Source organism: Aliidiomarina shirensis, from assembly GCF_003987345.1.
GTDB classification, from domain to species: domain Bacteria; phylum Pseudomonadota; class Gammaproteobacteria; order Enterobacterales; family Alteromonadaceae; genus Aliidiomarina; species Aliidiomarina shirensis.
Map to the genome: position 1 here is coordinate 199,943 of NZ_PIPP01000001.1, position 22,043 is coordinate 221,985.

Genomic DNA, 22,043 nt, shown 5'->3' on the forward strand with positions numbered 1-22,043 from the left:
CGCTAAGGCTTAATTTGCTGCAACTGATAGAGCAACTCAAGTGCCTGTTTGGGTGTTAGCTCATCCGGATTATGTTGATTTAACAACGATATTCTTGGATCGGGTGCATGGTTGGGTTCGAGTGCTAGTGTACCTTGTTCTTCCTCATTTCCAATACGCTGACGAGCATGCGTGGGAAGTTGTAACGCTTCCTCAGTGAGTAGCGTAGGTTCTTGTGATTGCGAACCCTGTTTCTCGAGAACGCTATTATTAGTTTTTTCCCGATCGCTTTGTTCTAGTGTTGCGAGCCTCAGTTTGGCACGCTGTAATACTGGCTCAGGCACACCCGCTAACCGCGCAACTTGCAAACCAAAGCTGCGGCTTGCAGGCCCTTGCCGCATTTGATACAAGAACGCCACCGTATCCCCATGCTCCGTAGCATCAACGTGTATGTTGGTTGTAAAGGGCAAGAGTTCCGCTAGTTGAGTAAGCTCAAAATAATGAGTAGCAAAAAGCGTCATGGCTTCTTTCTCTGCTAGCGCCTCTGCACTGGCCCACGCCAATGATAGGCCATCATAGGTTGATGTGCCGCGGCCAATTTCATCCATAAGAACCAAAGAATGTGCTGTGGCATTGTGTAAAATATTCGCGGTTTCGGTCATTTCAACCATAAACGTGGAACGCCCTGAAGCGAGTTCATCAGCGGCACCAATGCGTGTAAATATTCTATCTATTGGGCCGAGTGTTGCAGATTTTGCCGGTACAAATGATCCTGTATGGGCAAGTAACGCAATGATAGCGGTTTGCCGCATGTAGGTAGATTTACCCCCCATGTTCGGTCCGGTAATGATCTTTAATCGTTGTTTTTGATCAAACAGTACATCATTGGCAATAAATGGTGTTTCTGAAAAGGCTTCAACGACCGGATGACGACCTGATTCAATGCGCAGTTCATTTGCCGCAGTAAACTCTGGTTGAACATAGTTCAGGGTAGTGGCGCGTTCGCTGAAGCAAGCGAATACATCTAACTCAGCTAAACGATAAGCAGTAGCTTGTAGTTCCCCAAGGGGGCTTTGCAGCTCATCTAAGATACTTTGGTACAACTGTTTCTCTAACGCTAATGAACGGCTCTGGCTTTGCAATACCTGCTCTTCAAACGCTTTTAGTTCGGGAATAATATACCGCTCTGCATTTTTGAGCGTTTGCCGACGTTGATATTCTGGTGGCACCCGATCAGCCGCTAACCGGCTTAACTCAATATAAAAACCGTGTACCTTGTTGTAACCTATTTTTAAGTTTTGGATGCCGGTTCGCACTCGTTCGCGTTGCGCCAACTGCTCCAATTCGGCATTGCCACCCGCACTTAGCTCACGATAATGATCGAGATCAGCATGGTAACCTTCACGAATAACGCCACCATCGCGGATTAAAACAGGTGGGTTATCATTGATAGCTTGCGCCAAAAGATGATGCACAGATTCAAATATATCAAACTCTGGGCATACTTTACCCAGCTCATGCTCACGAATATGCTGGTTGAGAGTAGGTAGTATCGAAAGTGCATTCCGTAAACGTGTTAGATCTCTAGGGCGGGCAGTTTGCAATGCTATTCGCGCTAAAATACGCTCGAGATCACCGATATCACGCAAGCACATTTGTAATACCTGCCATGCTCCCGTTGTTTTTAATGCTGATACAACTTGAAGGCGCTGCTGCAATCGATCGATATTGCGTAAAGGCCGGTGTAGCCAACGTTGCAACAATCGGCTACCCATCGGCGTTTTCGTTTGGTCGATTACAGATGCTAAGGTATGCGTATTCGTGCCCTGCAAGTTCTTGGTGAGTTCGAGATTCCGCCGAGTAACGCTATCAAGGTGAATAGCATCACGAGCAAATTCTTGCTGAATTTTCTGCAAATGCGGTAATGCCGAGCGTTGGGTGTCTTTAATATATTGTAAAATGCAGCCTGCGGCACCAATACCGGGATGATTTGCATCTAAGCCAAAGCCTGACAAATCATGGGTGCCAAATTGCCGGAGTAAGGCTTGTTCAGCGCTATCGGCGGCAAACTCCCAATCAGGCCTGCGGCGCAGGCCGTGAATAGCTTTAATTGCATTGGGCAGATTTAAACTTTCCGGATATAGGAGTTCGGCCGGCTGCAAGCGCTCGAGCTCACTAATAACCGCATCTGTATTGGCATGGTTGGAAACAAAAAAACGACCACTGGTGATATCTACAGCTGATAGGCCCCAACGTTCATTATGCAGTTGTGTAATCGCGACTAATAAATTCTCACGATAGGGTTCTAGTAGGGCTTCATCGCTTACCGTGCCGGGTGTAACAATGCGCATTACCTTGCGCTCTACCGGACCTTTGCTGGTTGCGGGATCGCCAATTTGTTCACAAATGGCTACTGATTCACCGAGCTTAATTAAGCGGGCTAGATAGCCTTCTACAGCGTGATAGGGTACCCCTGCCATGGGAATAGCATTGCCGCCTGATTGCCCACGTTGGGTGAGGGTGATATCGAGTAAATCTGCAGCGCGTTGGGCATCATCAAAAAATAATTCGTAAAAATCGCCCATTCGATAAAACAACAAGATATCTGGATGCTCGGCTTTAATCGCGAGATACTGCTGCATCATCGGTGTATGTTTGGGTGCTGAACCAGCCATAATTGCCTATAATTTTCTGTGCAAATGTGTGAATGTTGATTCTATGCGCTTATACGCTAACTTTCAGTAGTAAATGTGAATAGAATCATAGATAAGCTTTATTTTAAGGTAAACCATGATAGCAAATTACCCACCAAATTCATTCGATAAAGATACGCTGAAAACGCTCAGCATGGCACTCATTCGCCGCAAAAGTATGTTGGCTACGGCGGAATCTTGCACGGGTGGTGGTATCGCTGCAACGTGCACCGATTTGCCGGGTAGTTCGGCCTGGTTTGAAGGTGGTGTTGTCAGTTATAGCAATGCAATGAAATCAAATCTGCTAGGCGTTTCGGCGAGCACCCTTGAGCACTACGGTGCGGTATCAACCCAATGCGCGGCGGCTATGGTTGCAGGCGTGTGTAAATTGCTTAAGGTATCTGTTGGTGTTAGCACAACCGGCATTGCAGGGCCTTCCGGGGGAACCAAAGAAAAGCCTGTGGGCATGGTTTGCTTTGGCTTTATGGTAGATGAAAACACATGGACCGATATCCAGTACTTTAAGGGTGATCGTGAACAAGTAAGGCAACAAACCATTGATCATTCATTACAAATACTTAGTGAATATCTCAATAAATAACAAATAGTTATAGAGTTAATTTGAAATATTTTGTAAGAAATAAGCGAACAGGCTTGATACTGTATGTATACACAGTATACTACTAGTTATCTTATGCAGCGAATTTGGAGCTCAGCATGGCAACTAACGAAAACAAACAAAAAGCACTTACGGCTGCCCTAGGGCAAATCGAACGTCAATTCGGTAAAGGTGCGATTATGCGCCTTGGTGATAACCGCGCCATGGACGTTGAAGCTATTTCTACGGGGTCATTAAGTTTAGATATAGCTTTAGGTATTGGTGGTTTACCGTGCGGTCGAGTTGTTGAAATCTTTGGCCCAGAATCAAGTGGTAAAACAACATTAACACTGCAAGTGATTGCCGAAGCTCAGAAACAAGGTAAAACCTGTGCGTTTGTTGATGCCGAGCATGCATTGGATCCGATTTATGCAGAAAACCTAGGTGTGAATATTAATGAATTACTAGTTTCACAACCAGATACAGGTGAACAGGCGCTGGAAATTTGTGACATGTTGGTGCGGTCCGCAGCCGTAGATGTTGTTATTGTTGATTCCGTGGCCGCATTAACACCAAAAGCTGAAATTGAAGGTGAGATGGGTGATTCTCACATGGGCTTACAAGCTCGGTTGATGTCGCAAGCATTGCGCAAGCTCACGGCGAACATCAAAAAATCAAATACCATGTGTATTTTCATTAACCAAATTCGTATGAAAATTGGTGTTATGTTCGGCAACCCTGAAACTACCACAGGTGGTAATGCACTTAAGTTTTATGCGTCTGTTCGTCTAGATATTCGTCGTACTGGTGCGTTAAAAGAAGGCGATGAAATTGTTGGTAACGAAACTCGTGTGAAAGTAGTGAAGAACAAAGTTGCACCGCCGTTTAAGCAAGCTGATTTTCAGATTATGTACGGCAAAGGGATCTCCAAAGAAGGCGAACTTATTGATTTAGGCGTTAAGCATAAACTTGTTGAGAAAGCGGGCGCTTGGTACAGCTACAAGGGCGATAAGATTGGCCAAGGCAAGGCTAACTCAATGAAGTTCTTAGCAGATAACAGTAAAATTGCTGCTGAAATTGAAAAGCAATTGCGTGATATGTTGCTGCTTAAGCCTACAGAATCTGCCGAAGATCCAGCATTGATGGCTGTAGAAGAAGACATGAAAGATTAGTTTTAATACTTCTTTGAGGTTGAGAAAAGAAAAGGACAAAGCATTTCGCTTTGTCCTTTTTTTATTGCCGCATTTTTAATTATCGATATAGATGAAAACCATGCTTTGTGTCATTCTGATAAAATAGAAAATAAACGCAAATATCAGCTTGGGTACTCAAAATATGTTTAGGAAATATCGAACAAATAAAGCCGTCATTCTTTCTGCTATGTTGCTTGCTTTAACTGCCTGCAGCCCAAAGCAGCAAGAGCCTACAACAACTCAAATTGAATCTTCTGTAGTAGAACTAAATGCGCTCTACGATGAATATTTTGCGGCGGCTATTGAATTAGAACCTCTGCGGGCTACGGCATTGGGCGAACATCAATATAATGATTTATTACCGGATACACTAAGCGCTGAACATCGTGAACGTAAGCGTATGTTAGAAGATGAATATTTGAAATCGGTGAAACGTTTCGATGTCGAAGTATTGCCTGAGCAAGCGCAGTTGAGTTACCACATTTTTGTGCGTGATCGTGAAATGGCGATCGAGGCACTTGAGCATCCTTCCCATTTGATGCCTTTAAACCAGTTTTACAATATTGCCAATCAATTGGCGATGTTAGGATCGGGAACATCGACACAACCTTTTAACACGCGCCATGACTATGAAATGTGGGCTGAGCGTATGCGTGCCATACCCAAGGTTTTAGATGGTGTCATTAGAAATATGCGTGAGGGGATGGAACAAGATATTACGCAGCCTCGGGTGCTTATGGAACGAACGTTAGACCAAATTAATGCGCACTTGGTTGATGATGTTACCGATAGTTTATTTTTCCAACCGATTAATAACGTTCCAGAAAGTTTTTCTGAACAAGATACTTTAGAAATAAGCCAACTTTATAGCGACATTATCACTGAGGAGGTTTTGCCTGCCTATCAGCAACTTCGTGATTTCGTAGAAAGTGAGTACCTAGCTGCAGCGCGCACGGATAGCTATGGTTTAGGTGGGGTTCCCGGCGGCAAGGATTGGTATGCTTATAATGTTCGTTGGCGGACTACCACTGATTTAACACCTGATGAAATACACAATATAGGCTTAAATGAAGTAGCGCGAATTCACGAAGAAATTAAATTGGTGATGAATGACGTGGGCTTTACCGGTACTTTGCATGAGTTCTTTGAATTTACGCGGGATGATCCACAATTTCATTACAGTAGCCGTGAAGAGATGTTGTCAGATTATCGTGCTTTTGCGGCTGAGGTTGAAAAGCGAAGTGAGCAGTTATTTTTTGCCGATATGCTACCGAAAGCGGGATATGAGATTCGCAAAGTAGAAGAATTCCGTGAGCGTAGCGCAAGTTCTGGGAGCTATTCAGTGCCGTCCGAAGATGGATCTCGTCCCGGTGTTTTCTATTTGAATACATATAATTTACCAGCTCGACCAACGTGGGCAAAAGCAGCGCTTACCTTGCATGAAGCAATTCCAGGGCACCATTATCAGTTGGCACTGCAACGAGAGATGGAAAACTTGCCAAGTTTTCGTCGCTTTGGAGGTGAAACTGCGTTTATTGAAGGGTGGGGCTTATATACGGAAGCTCTTGGCGATGAATTAGGCGTGTATACACCTTATGATCGTTATGGTGCTTATGTAGCCGAACTATGGCGTTCTATTCGATTGGTTGTGGATACAGGTATTCATAGCAAAGGCTGGAGTCGGCAACAGGTATTAGATTACATGTACGCGAACGCACCGGTAGCGGAAGCGCGAGCCGTATCAGAAGCCGAACGTTTTATGGCATTACCGGGCCAAGCTTTGGCGTATAAAATTGGCCAGCTTAAAATTCAAGAGTTGCGCGCTTACGTAGAGCAAGAACTTGGTGAAGAGTTTGATGTAAGAGAATTCCACCGGCAAGTGTTACGCCATGGAGCGTTGCCTTTATCGGTGTTGGAGGTACAAATTGAACAATGGGCTGCTCAGCAGCAATAGAGGAACAGTGGATATGAACGAAGTAGTTGTCGGCGTAGCGCTTGGTTCAGGCGCAGCTCGTGGGTGGGCGCATATAGGTGTTTTGCGCGCATTGGATGATATGGGTATTAAAGTTCAGGTGGTTACCGGCACATCTATTGGTTCGCTCGTTGGCGGAGCCTATGCAGCTGGCAAACTGGCGGATGTTGAGAAATGGGTTCGCGATATGGATCGTTGGGCTGTATTTAATCTTCTCGATTTTGGTTTTAATAGTGGCGGAATGGTATCGGGAGAACGAGTTTTTAACCATGCTCGTGAACGTTTTGGCGCATTGAAAATTGAAGATTTACCGTGCCGTTATGGTGCAGTAGCTACTGATCTATATACCGGTAAGGAAATTTGGTTGCGTAAAGGCGATTTGTTTGCAGTGGCACGCGCAAGTTGCGCAATGCCAGGCTTGCTATCGCCGAAATCATTTAACGGGCGTTGGCTCGTTGATGGTGCGTTAGTGAACCCTGTGCCGGTATCATTAGCGCGAGCGCTTGAAGCTGATTTTGTAATCGCAGTGCATTTGAATTCTCAAGTGCATGTTGATAATGAAGAGCCGGCGCATAATTTATCGCCAGACGGTTCGGGTGATCAAGCGGCCACTGATGCCAAAAATGAAGTATCTGACGCTGAGGATCACGGTATGTTCCAAGGGTTTTTAGCGAAAAGTCAGCTCTATATGGATCAAATTAAGACCAAATTTAACCGCCAGCCGAAATCGCCTGGAATGCTAGGTGTTATGGCGGGCTCCATTGATATCATGCAAGAACGGATAACTAAAGCACGTATGGCAGGGGATCCGCCAGATATTTTAATACAACCAAAATTAGGCGATATTGGTTTACTTGAGTTTGATCATGGCGCTCACGCGATTGAGCTAGGCTATGAAACTACGATGAAAATGAAGCCGTTAATCATGGAAGAGCTAAGAATCATGAGAAAACGCCGGAATGAAGGGCCAAACCCCAAGTAAGTTAAGATATTTTAGCTGTTTACCATAGAAAACGGCCACGCATTTGCGTGGCCGTTTTTAGTTTTGTATTACCGATTATAGGAATTAATCAGGGTTTTTACCCATTTCTACTTCCATATCGTCAAATTGGCTTTGAATAGCACTGTTAGGATCTTGTGTTAAGCGAGAAACGATGAATATCGCAAGCGTAGCAAGAATAACCCCAGGAACCATTTCATATAGATGAGCACTTAATGGCTCACCGCCAATAGGAACGTATATCCAGAACAATACGGTAAATGCACCTACCAGCATGCCAGCTAGCGCACCCCAACGGTTCATTTTCTTCCAATATAGGCTAAGAATAATCAATGGGCCGAATGCGGCACCAAAACCTGCCCATGCGTTACCGACTAAGCCTAAAATGGTATCTCTTGGCACCCAAGAAAGGCCAATGGCAACAACAGCAACCGCAAACACAGATATTCTACCTACCGCCACTTGTACCTTATCACTGGCATCTTTCTGTAAGAAACTCTTATAGAAATCTTGAGTAAGTGCACTCGACGTTACTAACAACTGCGAAGAAATTGTACTCATGATTGCTGCAAGAATAGCCGCGAGCAAGAAACCACCAACGAATGGATGGAACAATATTTGCGATAGGATGATAAAGATCGTTTCCGCATTGGCTAGGCTTCCATCGGTATTCATATATGGATTGCCCACCAAGCTTGCGCCTTCAATTTGCACGTAGGCCGCGCCTGCAAGGCCGGTCAGCATTGCGCCGATAATAGCAACGATCATCCACGTCATGCCGATACGGCGCGCCACTTTAAAATCACGCACGGAACGGATAGCCATAAAGCGAACAATGATATGAGGCTGCCCAAAATAACCAAGACCCCATGCTAATAACGAAATAACCCCAAAGAATGTAGCGCCGTAGAATGGGTCAAGCATGGCAGGGCTCAATTTGGCTACTTCGGTGGTTACCGGTTCGGTTCCACCTAGAATCATGAACGCGGCTACAGGTACCATAACCAATGCAATGAACATGATGCACCCTTGCACGAAGTCGGTCATGCTAACAGCGAGGAAACCGCCAACTAAGGTATAAGCAACCACAACCGCCGCCGTTAAAACGAGGCCCCAGTGATAATCCATGCCAAAGGCGTTCTCAAACAGCGTACCACCGGCAACGAGGCCAGAAGAGGTGTAGAGCGTAAAGAAGATAATAATAACAACGGCAGAAACTAAACGAAGCAGCCGTGATGTATCGGCAAAGCGGTTCTCGAAAAAGTCCGGAATGGTTATCGAGTCTTTGGCCATGTAAGTGTACATACGTAAGCGAGGGGCGACTACACGATAGTTAACGTAAGCACCGATAACCAAGCCAATGGCTAGCCATACTTCGGAAAATCCAGCTACATAGAATGCACCTGGTAAACCCATTAACATCCAACCACTCATGTCTGAGGCGCCTGCTGAAAGAGCAGTAACCCCCGGACCCAAACGCCGTCCGCCTAGCATGTAATCAGATAAATCGCTGGTTGATTTGAAATAGCCATACACACCAATGCCAAGCATGGCAATTAAGTATAGGGCTAATGATACTAGCGTTCCCGTTTCCACAATGAGGCTCCTATTTAAGTTCGCGTTCTGTTTCTTATTGGATTAATGTCGCGTAAAAATCTTGCATGATTTATTTTTTTTAAATCGTATTTAGAGCACGTAAAACTGTCATGCACGCCTGAGTAAGGCTCGGAAAGCTCAACACGCTAACAAATTCTTTACTCTTTCTCAAGGGAAGCCGCGTCCACGGTGCTGCCACTCGGGGCATTGCTAAGCTCGGAACGCAATAGTTTTTGGGTATAACTTTGCTGGGGATTATTAAATACCTCAGCAACGGTACCCCGTTCAATAATCATGCCTTCGTGCATCACTAACACTTCATCGGCTAGGTGCTTTACTATTTCAGGGCTTTGCGAAATAAAGATATAGGCGATGCCAAGCTTATCCTGCAAATCCAAGAGTAAGTTAATAATTTGCGCACGAACAGAAGAATCGAGTGTTGCGAGCGCTTCATCGGCAACCAGTACGTCCGGCTTAAGGATAATAGCGCGGGCTATACTGGCGCGCTGCTTTTGTCCGGTCGACATCATCTGCGGATAAAACACCATGTGCTCACCGAGCAACCCTACCTGCTGCAGCGTTTCAATAATTCTTTCTCGGCGTTGATGGGCATTTAACGAGGTATTGAAAAGTAGGGGCTCTTCTAATTGTTTACCTAAGGTTAAATGGGGATTTAGTGATGCATCGGCATCTTGAAAAATCATTCGTATGTGCTTCGAACGTTGCTGATAATCACCAGGAATCAAGCGTTCACCGGCAAAAAATATATCGCCTGAGGTTGGCGTTTTAGCCCCACTGATTAACGCGGCTAATGTTGATTTTCCGGAGCCGTTAGACCCCATAATGGCAAGTGTTTTGCCTTTCTCAAGGATAAAGCTGGTTGGTTTAACCGCATGAAAGCTACGCGATTTAAAAATCTTGGTTCGTTCAATATACGTTTTTGTAATTTCTCTTACTTCAAGAAGAGTACTCATTCGTGATCCTCCTCAAGATGCAGCGGATAGTGACACGCTAGCTGCCGCTCGCGGTGCTTTTCAAGAACCGGTGTTTTTACACAAATAGGCCGTGCATACTGGCAGCGTGGGCCTAATCGACAACCAATCGGTAAATGTTGAAGGGTAGGTTCTGCGCCCGCTAGCGTTGGTAAGCGTGCTCGAGGCTTCATTTCCGCGTGTCGATACAATGAGGTATTTAAGAGTGCTTCCGTGTATGGGTGCGCGGGCTTAGCCAGTAAAACGTCGGCCGGTCCGGTTTCCATAATTTGACCGCTATAAATCATACTAAGCCGTTGTGTTTGTTGCATAATAGCGCCTAAATCCTGGCTAATCATTAAGATCGACATGCCATAGCGCGCATGCAGCTGTGCCAATAAACGGTAAATTTGTTGCCGAGTAGCCGGCTCCATCGTGCTCGTGGGCTCATCGGCAATTAACAATAACGGGCGGTGAGCAATTGCACTGGCGATCATTATTTTCTGTGCCGCGCCTTCTGATAATTGGTGCGCGTAACTATTCATCATTACTTCATGGTCTTTAATACCGACGCGATGCAGTAACGATATCACCTTCTCTTTACGTTCAGCCTTACGCTTGAAAAAGGAAGCCGATAAATCTTGGTCGAGAACGGCTTCATTTAGCTGTTCTCCAATTGTGAGGTTAGGGTCGAGATAGCTCTTTGCATCTTGGAAGATCATCGCGATATCAACGCCAATAATTTCGCGCCGCTGCTTGGCATTTAGATTGAGTAAATCAATATCTTGAAACCAAAGGCGATCAGCTTGAACGTCCCAACGCGGGCTGAGAAATCCCATAATGGCACGCGCGATCAAGCTTTTTCCTGAACCTGATTCTCCTACGAGCGTATGAATCTCACCTTCATCTACTTGTAAGCTCACTTTATCGAGTACATTTACTCGGCCGTTCGCAGTGTGGGTTGAAATGGTGAGATTTCGAATATCAAGTAACATAATCAGCGCTCCAACTGCTTTTGAATCGCGATGCGTAAGGTTTCACCTACTAAATTTACACTTACCAAGGTAAGAAACAACGCAATACCGGGTAATGCCATTACCCAAGGCGTGATATAGGCCACCTCTAAGCTTTGAGCAAGCATAGAGCCCCATTCAGGCGTAGGTGATTGAGCTCCTAAGCGCAAGAAGCCAAGTGCCGCAATATCAAGAATAGCGATGGACAGACCGATAGTTAGTTGGATAACCAGTACTTTCACAATATTCGGGAAAAATACCATACTTAATAAATACATATCACTGACGCCGTTTAATCGGCTGGCGGTAACGTAAGGTTTCTGCCGCTCGTCGTGAATAGCATTTCGGGTAACATGCAAAAACTGAGGAATGAGAACTAAGCCTATGGCGAGGAGCGCATTGCTTAAACCTGGCCCGGTAATAGCGATAATGATCAAGGCCAGTAATAATGATGGTATCGACATCAGTACGTCGAGTAGGTGCTTTAGCGTTGAGCTCTTCACGCCAACTGTCATTGCAGCAATCGCACCCAATGAAATACCAATCGCCGCTGAGGCTAATACCACTAAAAACGGGTAGCCAAAGGTATATCGTGCCCCGTAGATAATACGGGTTACCATATCGCGGCCGAGTTCATCGGTACCTAGCAAGAATCGAATATTGCCATCATCCGACCAAGCAGGTGGCAACGAGATAGCGTCGAGTATTTGTTCATTTGGTCCATAAGGTGTTAACCAAGGCCCAAAAATGCATAGGATGAGAATAAATATGATGATATATAAAGCCGCCCGTGCGAGTGGGTTACGGTTGAATTCCAACCAGACCCGTTCGAGTGGGGAAGGCGTGCGTTCTTCGTAGTATAGGTTAGGACGTGGCATGAAGATCCTTCCTTACTTGCGGATAACGCCAAGCGTGAATTAGATTTAGCGCTACATGAACACACAGTATTAAGGCTGCAATCAAGAGTAACCCGCCTTGGATAACCGGGTAATCGCGTTCGTAAATGCTTCGAATCAACCAGCTACCAATACCAGGCCACGAGAAAATCACTTCAATGATCATGGTGTTGGTAATGAGTAGGCTTAACAAACTCCCAAGCTCACGAATCACATTCTGCATCGCATTCGGAATCGCATGGCTTGAAATCACACGCCGGGTAGAAAGCCCTTTGGCGTAAGCCGACGTGATGTAATTTTTATCGAGGACATCAAGCATGCTGCTGCGGGTTAAGCGGATAAGTAGCATCATTGGCATTACCGATAACACCAGTACCGGCAAGGTAATATGCCGAATAGCACTGCGGAAGGCGAGGCCCATATTTTCTGGCTGGTTGATAAAAATATCGAGTAAGATAGAACCGGTTACGGCTTCAATATTAAACAACGGGTTTATTTGCCCGGCGATCGGAAGCATCCCCCAGCGTACCGCAACGAGTAGAATCGCAATTTGGGCGAACCAAAACACCGGTATTGAATATCCGGATAAACTCATACTTAAAATCGTATGATCGATAGGCTTGCGGAAGTTCAAGGCCGATAAAACACCTAACGCCACACCGGGCACCAAGGCAATGAGCATCGCTAGTACAGCGATTTCTAAGGTAGCGCCGAAACGTAGCTGCAACTGCTCGAAAACCGGATCAGAATCGAGCAGCGAAATACCCCAATCGCCTCTGAACAAGTGCGCTAAGTAATGCCAATACTGTACTAAAATATTACCATCAAACCCTCGAGATGAAGCTGCATCGGCATAGCGCATAGTATCGTCGCTAAAAATGCCACTGCTATTTGTAACTGGGTCGCCAGGAAACCAATAGCTTAAGCAAAACGCGAAAATCGTGAGCAAGAACAGCGTGATAATCAACAACACAAGTTGGCGCAATACATAAATTCGCATTATTGCTCCTCAACCGCAGGCTGTTGCCGAGAAACATTCCGAAGTTGAATGCCGCCAAAGGGCTCTAATTCTAAACCTTGGATATTCTGTCGAGCGGCTTGAAAGCGCACCGAATGCGCTATGGGTAAGAGTGGTACTTCCCGCGCCAAATGGTCTTGGGCTTGTTCATAGTAGGCTTTTCGTACGTCTTGATCGTTGCTGGAGATCGCAGCACTAAGCAGTTCATCAAACATTGGGTCACACCACTGCGCTCGGTTGTTCCCGGAGCGTTTCGCGGCACAACTTAGCAATGGCCGAAAGAAGTTATCGGGATCGGCGTGATCGGCCGACCAACCAATTAACACACTATCATGTTCGCCGTCTGCTAAACGGCGGCGAAAAGTGCTCCACTCATAGGATACGATACCGGCTTGCACGCCAATGGCGTTTAAATCAGCCTGAATACGCTCAGCCATTAACCGTGCATTAGGGTTGTACGCGCGTTGAACTGGAAGTGCCCATATTTGCATGCTAAACCCATTTGGATATCCAGCTTCAGCAAGTAATTCACGTGCTCTTTCCGGATCATAACGATAAGCGCTCGGTGTGCCATGGTGCGCCCATGATGTATTCGGCAATATAGAATCGGCACGAACGGCATGATCGAAATACACGGTATTGAGAATCGCATTACGATTCACGGCATGCGCAAGGGCTTGGCGCACCAACGGATCATCAAACGGAGGCCGTTCTGTGTTAAAGGCCCAAAATGCCGTATTTGGGCTAATGGTATCTTGCAAAGTGATTTCCGGTTTATCGCGCAGCCATTGAATATCTCGAGCCGGGGGATAGGGCGAGATATCACAATCTTGGGTAAGCAGCATGAGCATGCGTTTGTGATCACTTTGAGCGATGCGAAATACTAACTGTGCGCTGGCGGACGGTTCACGCCAGTAACCGGAATGACGAATATAACGAACCATAACGTCTTTGCGAAATTGACTAAACTGAAAAGGGCCAGTACCAATAGGTTGGGTATCAATAAGTTCAGCTGTACCGCTAGCTAGTAATTGTTCACCATATTCAGCTGATAAAACAATCGCGAAATCAGACGCTAGGTTGGCAAGAAATGAACTATCTTGTTGGCGAATTTTAATTTCAACTTCGTGATCGTTGATAGCGGTAACGGATTGAATGAGTTGGGTTAAACCCGAGGCTCGGAAAAAGGGGTAACCACGACCGGATACATGGTGAAACGGATGTTCGCTCTTTAGCCAGCGTTCAAAAGAAAACACGATGTCATCAGCATTCATAAATCGCGTGGGTTGAAACCAAGGCGTTGTATGAAACTGCACGTTCTCGCGCAGTTGAAAACGGTATCGCAAACCGTCGTTGCTAATTTCCCACGATGTTGCCAAGGCACCTAAAAACGCTTGGCTCTCGGCATCAAATTCCAACAATCGATCATAAAGTTGGGCTGATGTCATATCGAGTGTGGTACCAGAGGTTACCAGTTGAGGATTAAACGATTCAGGGTTGCCTTCCGCACAATAAAGTAAACCATTCAAACTCTGCTCAGTTTCAGGCCCAGGGCTGCAAGCACTTATCCCGAGAATGGCAAGGCCGGCAGAAATCCCCTTGATTAACCTATTCATCGCGTGCGGCCCCTTCAAGAAGTTGGTACTTTTTTAGGTATCCGCGCAGTTGGTGATAGGTGAGGCTAAGAAGGTCTGCCGTTTTCTTTTGATTAAATTGGCAACTTGCCAGTGCATCAGTGAGTACTTTAACCTCAAAATCTTGCGATATCTGTTTAAAATCAAACGCACTGTTCATATCCGGAAGGTTAAATGCTGCGCTCTGATTGATTGATGGCATGTTATCGGTTGCTTTACCCGCAGGCGCTGCGTTCGGGGTTGTTGGTGATGAGCCAGTTGCCGCCGCTGTATTACGCATGCTTTGCTTAGGTTGCCAAGGGCTTGCGAAGGGATCAAAAATAATATCATGTAACGGTAGTGCCGCATTATTAAGCCGATACAAACTGCGCTCAACCACATTCTTTAATTCTCGAACGTTTCCGGGCCAAGGGTAGGCTAATAAGCTCTCTGTTGCTTGCCGAGTGAACCCTTGAAAACAATCGAGTTCGAGTTCTCGGGCCATTTGAATGGCAAAATGTTCAGCCAACAGTAAAATATCCTCGCGGCGCTCGCGCAGCGGTGGCAAGGTAATGACATCGAACGCTAAACGATCGAGCAAATCAGCGCGAAACTCATTGCGTTCGGCAAGTTCCGGTAGATTCTCATTAGTAGCGGCAATAAGCCGAACATCAACTTTAACTGGGCGAGTTCCACCAACGCGTTCAAATTCACCGTATTCGATAACTCGCAATAGTTTCTCTTGTACTAAAGGCGATGTATTGGCGAGCTCATCAAGAAACAACGTGCCTTTATCAGCGCGCTCAAAGCGGCCTTCGTGGCGTTTGCTGGCACCGGTGAAGGCGCCTGTTTCATGGCCAAACAGCTCGCTATCAAGCAAGTTTTCGTTTAGTGCAGCGCAATTTAATTTAAGATAAGATTGTTCCCATCTAGCGGATAGGTAATGCAGGCGGGCTGCAATTAACTCTTTACCAGTGCCTCGCTCACCGATGATGAGCACTGGTTTATTAAGAGGTGCAGCGCGTGATACGTGCTCAAGCACTTCCAAGAAACTATTCGATTGACCGATTAAATTGTCGTTGTCTCGAAACCTGGACATTGAGAGGTTTCCTAGTTTTTGTGAACGATTGGCTAATTTCACTACTTATTAGTCTAATTATCTAACTTTAACAATATTCAATTTTATGCTGTTTGTCATTACATCATAAAAACAACCTACTTTCATAGAGTTACCAATAAATAAAAAGTTGGCACGGGTTTTGTATGTTTAATAGTCGACGCTACTGTTTGCAATTTGCCTGCGGGGCTCAAGTCGGTTCTTGAAGTGTTCTATGCTTCTAGCGCCACTCAGGAAGAATACATTGCTTAAGAGGTAATTGTTATGGGTATTTTTTCACGCTTTACTGATATCGTAAATGCGAACTTGAATTCGCTTCTCGATAAGGCTGAAGATCCACAAAAAATGGTACGCCTGATTATTCAGGAAATGGAAGATACATTAGTTGAAGTGCGTTCAGTTTCAGCTAAAACGTTATCTGAAAAGAAAGAGTTAAACCGTCAGCTCACACGTTTAGAAAACGAAGTGATTGAATGGGAACGCCGTGCAGAACTTGCGTTAAGTAAAGATCGTGATGATCTTGCTCGCCAAGCATTGCTAGAAAAGAGTAAGTTACAGGAAACAGTGGATTCTATCCACGCAGAAGTTGCTCGCGTTGATGAGCACATTGAGCGCTTATCGGGTGAGATTGGTCAACTTCAAGAGAAGCTTTCTGATGCAAAAGCGCGGCAGAAATCAATTTTAATGCGCGAGCGCACTGTTAGTTCACGGTTAACCGTGAAGAAAACGCTCGATAGTTCTAAAATTGAAGATGCGATGTACAAATTCGATCGCTATGAAGCGAAAATTGATGGTTTAGAATCACAGGTTGATGCCTACGATCTTGGCCAAAAAACGCTAGCCGATGAATTTCGTGCGTTAGAGAATGAATCTCACGTTGATGCAGAGCTTGCTGCGTTAAAAGCACGTGTAAAAGGTGCGGACTCCGCAAGTAAGAAGAAAGCGGATAGCTCAGCAAAGAAAGACGCTTAGGGCTCAACCGGAGTGGGTAATGCTCCCATTCCGGTAGCTTTTAAGAATCGATAATAAAAATGGTTCTGAAATGATAGATGGTAGAGAATTTCCTTTTTTAGAGGTGGGACAATATATGGACGTTGCAGTGATTTCGATGTTGATTGCACCGCTGATTTTATTTGTGATTTTTGTGGCTCCCATTTGGGTGATTCTGCATTATCGCAGCCGAAATAAAATTAGTGAAGGTATGAGCCAGGAAGACGCAGAGCGAGTGCGGGATCTGGCACACCAGGCAGAACGCATGCGCGACCGCATTCGTACGTTAGAGAACTTGCTCGATGCCGAGCACAGTAACTGGCGCCAGAACGATCGCGGCTAAGGAGAATGTTATGGTTGAGCGTAAAAGAGAATTACGCCGAGATGAAAAACGCGGCAAAGTCGGCGGGGTTTGTGCTGGTATCGCGAACTATTTCGGTTGGGAGCTTTGGGTTATTCGAATTATCGCAGTAACTGCGTTAATTCTAGCTACGAAAGTAACGCTAGTGGCTTATGTTATCGCTTGGCTAGTTTTAGATAAAGAATCGAAGAAGGCTAAAGCGGCTTCTGGCCATTCAGAGCAAGCGGTTCGTGAAGAAACGCGGGTAGAAAGAACCGCTGATGGCCGTACCATTGAAGTAAAAACCAAAGTATGGGAAGCGGGTAAATTACCGCACTATGCACTGGGTGATATTGAAAACGAGTTTGCAGTTATGGAGAAATCACTGCGCTCGATAGAAAGTTATGTAACGTCGTCTGAGTTTCGCGTTCGTCACGAAATCAACCGCCTCTAATTAGAGCATAAGGCCTCGCCGATTTGGTGAGGCTTCGTTTATCTGCATTATCTTCATTCTGAATCGCGAACTCCGCGGCTTTCAGTATCTTACCCAGCCGGAACAGCCATTGCTGGAAAGTTTACCTTACAGCCACAAGTGGTATAAGCAGTTCCTGATGATTGCCGAAGAATCCCTCTCTCCGTAAGCTAAACCTCCTACACATTATAATAACAATAATTAGAGAATTTATATGGCATCAACTAGCAGTATGCATCCGGAAACGATGGTGATCCACGGCGGCGACGTTCCCGCTGATGAACACGGCGCATTAGTGGCGCCACTATATCAATCTTCTACCTTTGTATTTCCCGATGCAGAAACCGGCGGTCGACGATTTGCGGGTGAAGAAGCAGGGTACATGTATTCACGGCTAGGCAATCCAACCGTGAATATGTTGGAAAAGCGGGTGGCGGCATTAGAGAATATGGCTGCTGGCGCAGCAACGGCAACCGGTATGGGGGCGGTATCTGCCGCTACCATGGCATTTTTACGTGCAGGCGACCACGTTATCGCCTCGGATTGTATTTACGGTTGTAGTTTCGCTTTATTTAGCCATTTATTTGAGCGTTTTGGGATAGAGGTTAGTTTTGTTGATATGACGGATTCAGCAACTTTGGAAGCCGCATTTCGTGAGAATACTCGGTTGGTATTCTTAGAAACCCCAGCGAACCCGCACCTGAAATTGATCGACTTGGCGATGGTAGGCTCAGTTTGTAAGCGGCGAGAAAATGTTCGTATGGTGGTGGACAACACCTTTATGACGCCATTATTACAAAAGCCGGTTGATTTTGGTGCCGATATTGTTGTTCATAGTGCAACAAAATACTTGAATGGCCACGGCGATGTGGTTGCCGGAGTGATAACCGGAAACGCAGAAGATATTCAGCTTATAAAAATGACAACGCTTAAAGACATGGGGGCCACGATTTCTCCCCATGATGCTTGGCTTATTACCCGTGGTCTAAAAACGCTTGCGATTCGTATGGAAAGGCATTGCAACAACGCTGAAATGGTAGCTGAATTTCTAGCCCGGCATCCTAGCGTGGCAGATATTTACTACCCTGGTTTCAAACAACACCCGCAACATGAACTTGTGGGTTCACAGATGAAGCATGCAGGCGCTGTTATTGCATTTGAATTACATGCGGGTTATCAAGCTGCGGTTGATTTTTTAAATAGATTAACAATGATTAAGGTAGCGGTAAGTTTAGGCGATGCAGAAACGCTCATTCAGCATCCAGCATCAATGACGCATTCGCCGCTCAGCCCAGAAGTTCGCGCTCAGGCCGGAATTAGCGATGGCCTTATTCGAATTTCAGTAGGCTTAGAGCATATTGATGACATCATCGGCGATTTATCGCAAAGCTTAGCGCAAAGCTAGAATAAACGAGGAGCTAAACATGGCAAAGAAAGCGAGCCAATACGTTTCTAAGCAATCTGATGAAAATGGACACATTGCTTGGACGGACGAAGAAAACAAGATTTGGCACGATTTAGTTGCACGTCAGCTTGATATCCTTCCGGGTAAAGCCTGTGATGAATATATTGAGGGAATGCGTTTGTTGGATATGCCAACCGATCGCATCCCGCAACTATATGAAATCAACAAGGTGTTGGCGGAAACGACGGGCTGGCAGGTTGCAGAAGTGCCTGCATTGATTCCTTTTGATGAGTTTTTTCGACTCTTAGCGAATAAGCAATTTCCGGTAGCAACGTTTATTCGGACACGGGAAGAGTTTGATTATTTGCAGGAGCCTGACATTTTCCATGAGATCTTTGGCCATTGTCCGCTATTAACTAACCCGGCATTTGCTCACTTTACCCATCAATATGGCAAATTGGGCTATGCAGCAACGCCAAAAGAGCGTGTTTATTTAGCTCGATTGTATTGGTTTACCGTTGAGTTTGGATTACTAAAAACCAAAGAAGGTTTGCGTATATATGGCGGTGGTATTCTATCTTCGCCAGGGGAAACAAAATACGCGCTAGAAAGTGACGTACCAGAACGTGAGCCGTTGAAACCGCTAGATGCGCTTCGTACGCCTTATCGAATTGATATAATGCAACCTATCTACTACACCATTGAAGATGTGAATGAACTCTTTGAAATAGCCGACATGGATATTATGGCAATGGTGAAGGAAGCGATGGAATTAGGTTTGTTTGAACCGAAATTCCCACCTAAGGACGCAGCGTAATTTGCGCGTTTTATTCGCCACTGGTCGGTTATGCCTTTCAGCAAAGTATTGAAGAATAGTAATGTAACTACAGGAAATTGTGATGTCTGATTTAAAAGAAATGAAATGTGAAGCGTGTCATGCAGACGCACCGAAAGTATCGGATCAAGAACTTGCGGAACTGATGCGAGAAATTCCGGATTGGGCTCCCATCGTTCGTGATGATGTGATGCAACTTGAGCGTGTGTATAAATTTAAGAATTTTAAACTTGCACTCGCCTTTACCAATAAATTAGCTGAGCTTGCTGAAGAAGAATTCCATCATCCGGGGATTTTCCTAGAGTGGGGCAAGGTAACCGTTACTTGGTGGAGCCACGCGATTGGCGGCTTGCACAAAAATGATTTCATTATGGCGGCGAAAACGGACCAGCTTCTCAACGATTAACGGCTAGTTATACGCGATGACTATCAGCACTCTCGAGCCTCGGGAGTGCTGTTTTTTTTTCTAATCCCTGTATAATTTGCTTTACATACTCTTTGAGGTGGCTTCGCCAAATTACATGCGCCTGGAAATTATTTGTAACGATCGGTTAGGGCTTTGCCAAGACGTACTTGGTATCTTGCGCGAGAATGAAATTGATTTAAAAGGAATTGAAGTAGATCCGGTGGGGAAGATTTTTCTTAATTTTCCGTCGTTGGAGTTTACTGAATTCCAACTCTTGATGTCGAAGATTCGGCGTATCCCCAATGTGCAAGATGTAAAAACGATTTCTTATATGCCTACCGAGCGTGAGCATTATGAATTCAATCTACTCCTCAGCACGCTACCAAATCCCGTGATATCAGTTGATTCGAAAGGCCGGGTTGATGTTATTAATAGCGCTGCTGCAGCGCTTCTTGACGCGGAAAAAACAGAGCTGAAAGGTGTACAGATTAATGAGCTCGTCGGGGGCATCAATTTGCAGCGCTGGCTGGATAAGCACCCGCATGAAACAAAAACTGAATACCTACAATTAGGCTCTGCTAATTATCGCGCGAATATCCTACCGATATGGGTAAATGATGCCGAAGGTGAACCTAGTTTTGCTGGCGCGGTTATTCATTGCCAATCAGAACCCGTGCCCATACAACCGGGTTATAGTGATGCGAATTCCCCCTTTACCCAATTACTTACGCAACATTCGGCGGTAAAACGATTACTGAAAGATGCCGAGCGAATGGCACAGCTTGATGTACCATTGTTAATTGAAGGTGAAACTGGCGTTGGTAAAGAACTTTTCGCGCGAGCATGCCACCAAGCGGGTAATCGCAGCCAGCAGCCATTTTTAGCCGTGAATTGCGGCGCGTTGCCGGATAACGTGGCGGAGAGCGAGCTATTCGGGTACGGTGCCGATGTGTTTAGCCATCATCCACAAGGCAAAAAAGGTATTTTTGAACAAGCCAATGGCGGTACCGTGCTGCTCGATTCCGTTGGTGATATGTCGCAAGAATTGCAAGCTAAGCTTTTGCGCTTTCTTGAAGATGGCCGCTTTCGTCGTATCGGCGAAGAACAAATGGTTAAAGTTGATGTGCGTTTGGTATGTTTAGCGCGCGGGGATTTGTTCGAACGCGTAGAAGCGGGAACATTTCGAGAAGATCTCTATTATCGTTTAAATGTTCTTTCACTACAGTTGCCGCCATTGCGGGAGCGAAAAGGTGATGTGGCGTTATTAGCTGATCATTTTGTGTATAAGTTCTGCCAGCAGTTACAGCGTGCACCGGTACGGATTGCACCGGCAACACGTGAATATTTAAACCAGTATAGTTGGCCGGGTAACGTTCGGCAGCTAGAAAACACGTTGTTTCGTTCTTTATCCATGTTGGAAAAATCGGTTTTGGAACCGGGAGACATTCACTTGCCCGAGATGCCTGCGATGCCGGACCAACTCAATATCGACCTTGATGAGGGCTCACTAGAGGATGCAGTGAAGCGTTTTGAAAGCACTTTATTACGCCGTCTTTATCCAAGCTACCCAAGTACTCGGCAACTGGCCCGTAAACTCGGGCTCAGCCACACGGCTATTGCCAACAAACTCCGCGACTACGGCATCGGCAAACAACGCCGACGCTGAGCGCGGGGGAGATAGCTTTGTTCACGAGGGCTGGTTTAGCGTCTCAGGGACGCCGTGAACCCATCCATGGGGGGCTTGGCTGCCGCATCCCTGCGGCAGACACCCTGAGCGCCGCCGCTGAGTGCGGGGGAGATAGCTTTGTTCACGGGGGCTGGTTTAGCGTCTCAGGGACGCCGTGAACCCATCCATGGGGGCTTGGCTGCCGCATCCATGCGGCAGACACCCTGATCCGCTAAACTCAGCCCCCGTAAACGCTATCTCCCCCGCACT

General features: G+C 45.8%; 19 protein-coding genes. 11 read left to right on the plus strand and 8 right to left on the minus strand.

What is annotated here, in order from left to right:
* Window positions 1–2: 2 nt before the first annotated feature.
* On the minus strand, window positions 3–2,654 hold the full coding sequence (gene mutS, locus CWE13_RS00930) for a DNA mismatch repair protein MutS (protein ID WP_126805469.1): 2,652 nt from the start codon (window positions 2,652–2,654) through the stop codon (window positions 3–5).
* A gap of 115 nt (window positions 2,655–2,769) precedes the next feature.
* Between mutS and CWE13_RS00935 the strand changes: the two genes are divergently transcribed.
* From CWE13_RS00935 to rssA, 4 genes are all read left to right on the plus strand, one after another.
* Window positions 2,770–3,273, plus strand: a complete 504-nt coding sequence (locus CWE13_RS00935) for a CinA family protein (protein ID WP_126805470.1) — start codon at window positions 2,770–2,772, stop codon at window positions 3,271–3,273.
* 116 nt (window positions 3,274–3,389) lie between these two features.
* Window positions 3,390–4,442 (plus strand): recombinase RecA, encoded by a 1,053-nt coding sequence (recA, locus tag CWE13_RS00940; RefSeq protein WP_126805471.1) that lies wholly within the window; start codon window positions 3,390–3,392, stop codon window positions 4,440–4,442.
* A 163-nt stretch (window positions 4,443–4,605) separates the two neighbouring features.
* A complete protein-coding gene (locus CWE13_RS00945) occupies window positions 4,606–6,417 on the plus strand; it encodes a DUF885 domain-containing protein (RefSeq protein WP_126805472.1) in 1,812 nt (603 codons plus the stop codon).
* A 13-nt stretch (window positions 6,418–6,430) separates the two neighbouring features.
* Window positions 6,431–7,417 carry a patatin-like phospholipase RssA gene (gene rssA / locus CWE13_RS00950; RefSeq protein ID WP_126805473.1) on the plus strand — a complete coding sequence of 329 codons (987 nt, stop codon included), beginning with the start codon at window positions 6,431–6,433 and terminating at the stop codon, window positions 7,415–7,417.
* Between the two features lie 84 nt (window positions 7,418–7,501).
* On the opposite strand, the gene putP is transcribed toward rssA, so the two are convergent.
* The 7 genes from putP to pspF all read right to left on the minus strand — a co-directional run bounded on the left by putP (window position 7,502) and on the right by pspF (window position 15,641).
* Entirely contained in the window at window positions 7,502–9,031 is a 1,530-nt protein-coding gene (gene putP, locus CWE13_RS00955; RefSeq protein WP_126805474.1) for a sodium/proline symporter PutP, read from the minus strand.
* A 158-nt stretch (window positions 9,032–9,189) separates the two neighbouring features.
* Window positions 9,190–10,005: a peptide ABC transporter ATP-binding protein gene (locus tag CWE13_RS00960; RefSeq protein WP_126805475.1), complete on the minus strand. Its 816-nt coding sequence runs from the start codon at window positions 10,003–10,005 to the stop codon at window positions 9,190–9,192.
* On the minus strand, window positions 10,002–10,997 hold the full coding sequence (locus CWE13_RS00965; protein ID WP_126805476.1) for an oligopeptide/dipeptide ABC transporter ATP-binding protein: 996 nt from the start codon (window positions 10,995–10,997) through the stop codon (window positions 10,002–10,004). The genes CWE13_RS00960 and CWE13_RS00965 overlap by 4 nt, the downstream gene beginning before the upstream one ends.
* A gap of 2 nt (window positions 10,998–10,999) precedes the next feature.
* Window positions 11,000–11,893: an ABC transporter permease subunit gene (locus CWE13_RS00970; RefSeq protein ID WP_126805477.1), complete on the minus strand. Its 894-nt coding sequence runs from the start codon at window positions 11,891–11,893 to the stop codon at window positions 11,000–11,002.
* On the minus strand, window positions 11,880–12,911 hold the full coding sequence (locus CWE13_RS00975) for an ABC transporter permease (RefSeq protein WP_126805478.1): 1,032 nt from the start codon (window positions 12,909–12,911) through the stop codon (window positions 11,880–11,882). Before CWE13_RS00975 ends, CWE13_RS00970 begins: the two co-directional genes overlap by 14 nt.
* Complete coding sequence (locus CWE13_RS00980; RefSeq protein ID WP_126805479.1) at window positions 12,911–14,545, minus strand: ABC transporter substrate-binding protein; 1,635 nt, start codon at window positions 14,543–14,545, stop codon at window positions 12,911–12,913. Before CWE13_RS00980 ends, CWE13_RS00975 begins: the two co-directional genes overlap by 1 nt.
* The gene (gene pspF / locus CWE13_RS00985; protein ID WP_126805480.1) at window positions 14,538–15,641 is read right to left on the minus strand and encodes a phage shock protein operon transcriptional activator; all 1,104 of its coding nucleotides are present in this window, start codon (window positions 15,639–15,641) and stop codon (window positions 14,538–14,540) included. Before pspF ends, CWE13_RS00980 begins: the two co-directional genes overlap by 8 nt.
* Window positions 15,642–15,923: 282 nt before the next feature.
* Here pspF and pspA point away from each other — a divergent pair, with 282 nt between their 5' ends.
* The 7 genes from pspA (at window position 15,924) to tyrR (ending at window position 21,773) form a co-directional block, all read left to right on the plus strand.
* Complete coding sequence (pspA, locus tag CWE13_RS00990; protein WP_126805481.1) at window positions 15,924–16,631, plus strand: phage shock protein PspA; 708 nt, start codon at window positions 15,924–15,926, stop codon at window positions 16,629–16,631.
* Window positions 16,632–16,746: 115 nt separating this feature from the next.
* On the plus strand, window positions 16,747–16,992 hold the full coding sequence (gene pspB / locus CWE13_RS00995) for an envelope stress response membrane protein PspB (protein WP_126805482.1): 246 nt from the start codon (window positions 16,747–16,749) through the stop codon (window positions 16,990–16,992).
* Window positions 16,993–17,002: 10 nt separating this feature from the next.
* Window positions 17,003–17,443: an envelope stress response membrane protein PspC gene (pspC, locus tag CWE13_RS01000; RefSeq protein WP_126805483.1), complete on the plus strand. Its 441-nt coding sequence runs from the start codon at window positions 17,003–17,005 to the stop codon at window positions 17,441–17,443.
* A 232-nt stretch (window positions 17,444–17,675) separates the two neighbouring features.
* Window positions 17,676–18,866: a methionine gamma-lyase gene (gene megL / locus CWE13_RS01005; protein WP_126805484.1), complete on the plus strand. Its 1,191-nt coding sequence runs from the start codon at window positions 17,676–17,678 to the stop codon at window positions 18,864–18,866.
* Window positions 18,867–18,885: 19 nt separating this feature from the next.
* Complete coding sequence (gene phhA / locus CWE13_RS01010; protein ID WP_126805485.1) at window positions 18,886–19,683, plus strand: phenylalanine 4-monooxygenase; 798 nt, start codon at window positions 18,886–18,888, stop codon at window positions 19,681–19,683.
* Window positions 19,684–19,765: 82 nt separating this feature from the next.
* The gene (locus CWE13_RS01015) at window positions 19,766–20,107 is read left to right on the plus strand and encodes a 4a-hydroxytetrahydrobiopterin dehydratase (RefSeq protein WP_126805486.1); all 342 of its coding nucleotides are present in this window, start codon (window positions 19,766–19,768) and stop codon (window positions 20,105–20,107) included.
* Between the two features lie 115 nt (window positions 20,108–20,222).
* Window positions 20,223–21,773, plus strand: coding sequence for a transcriptional regulator TyrR (gene tyrR, locus CWE13_RS01020; RefSeq protein WP_126805487.1), 1,551 nt, complete (start codon window positions 20,223–20,225; stop codon window positions 21,771–21,773).
* Window positions 21,774–22,043 lie beyond the last annotated feature (270 nt).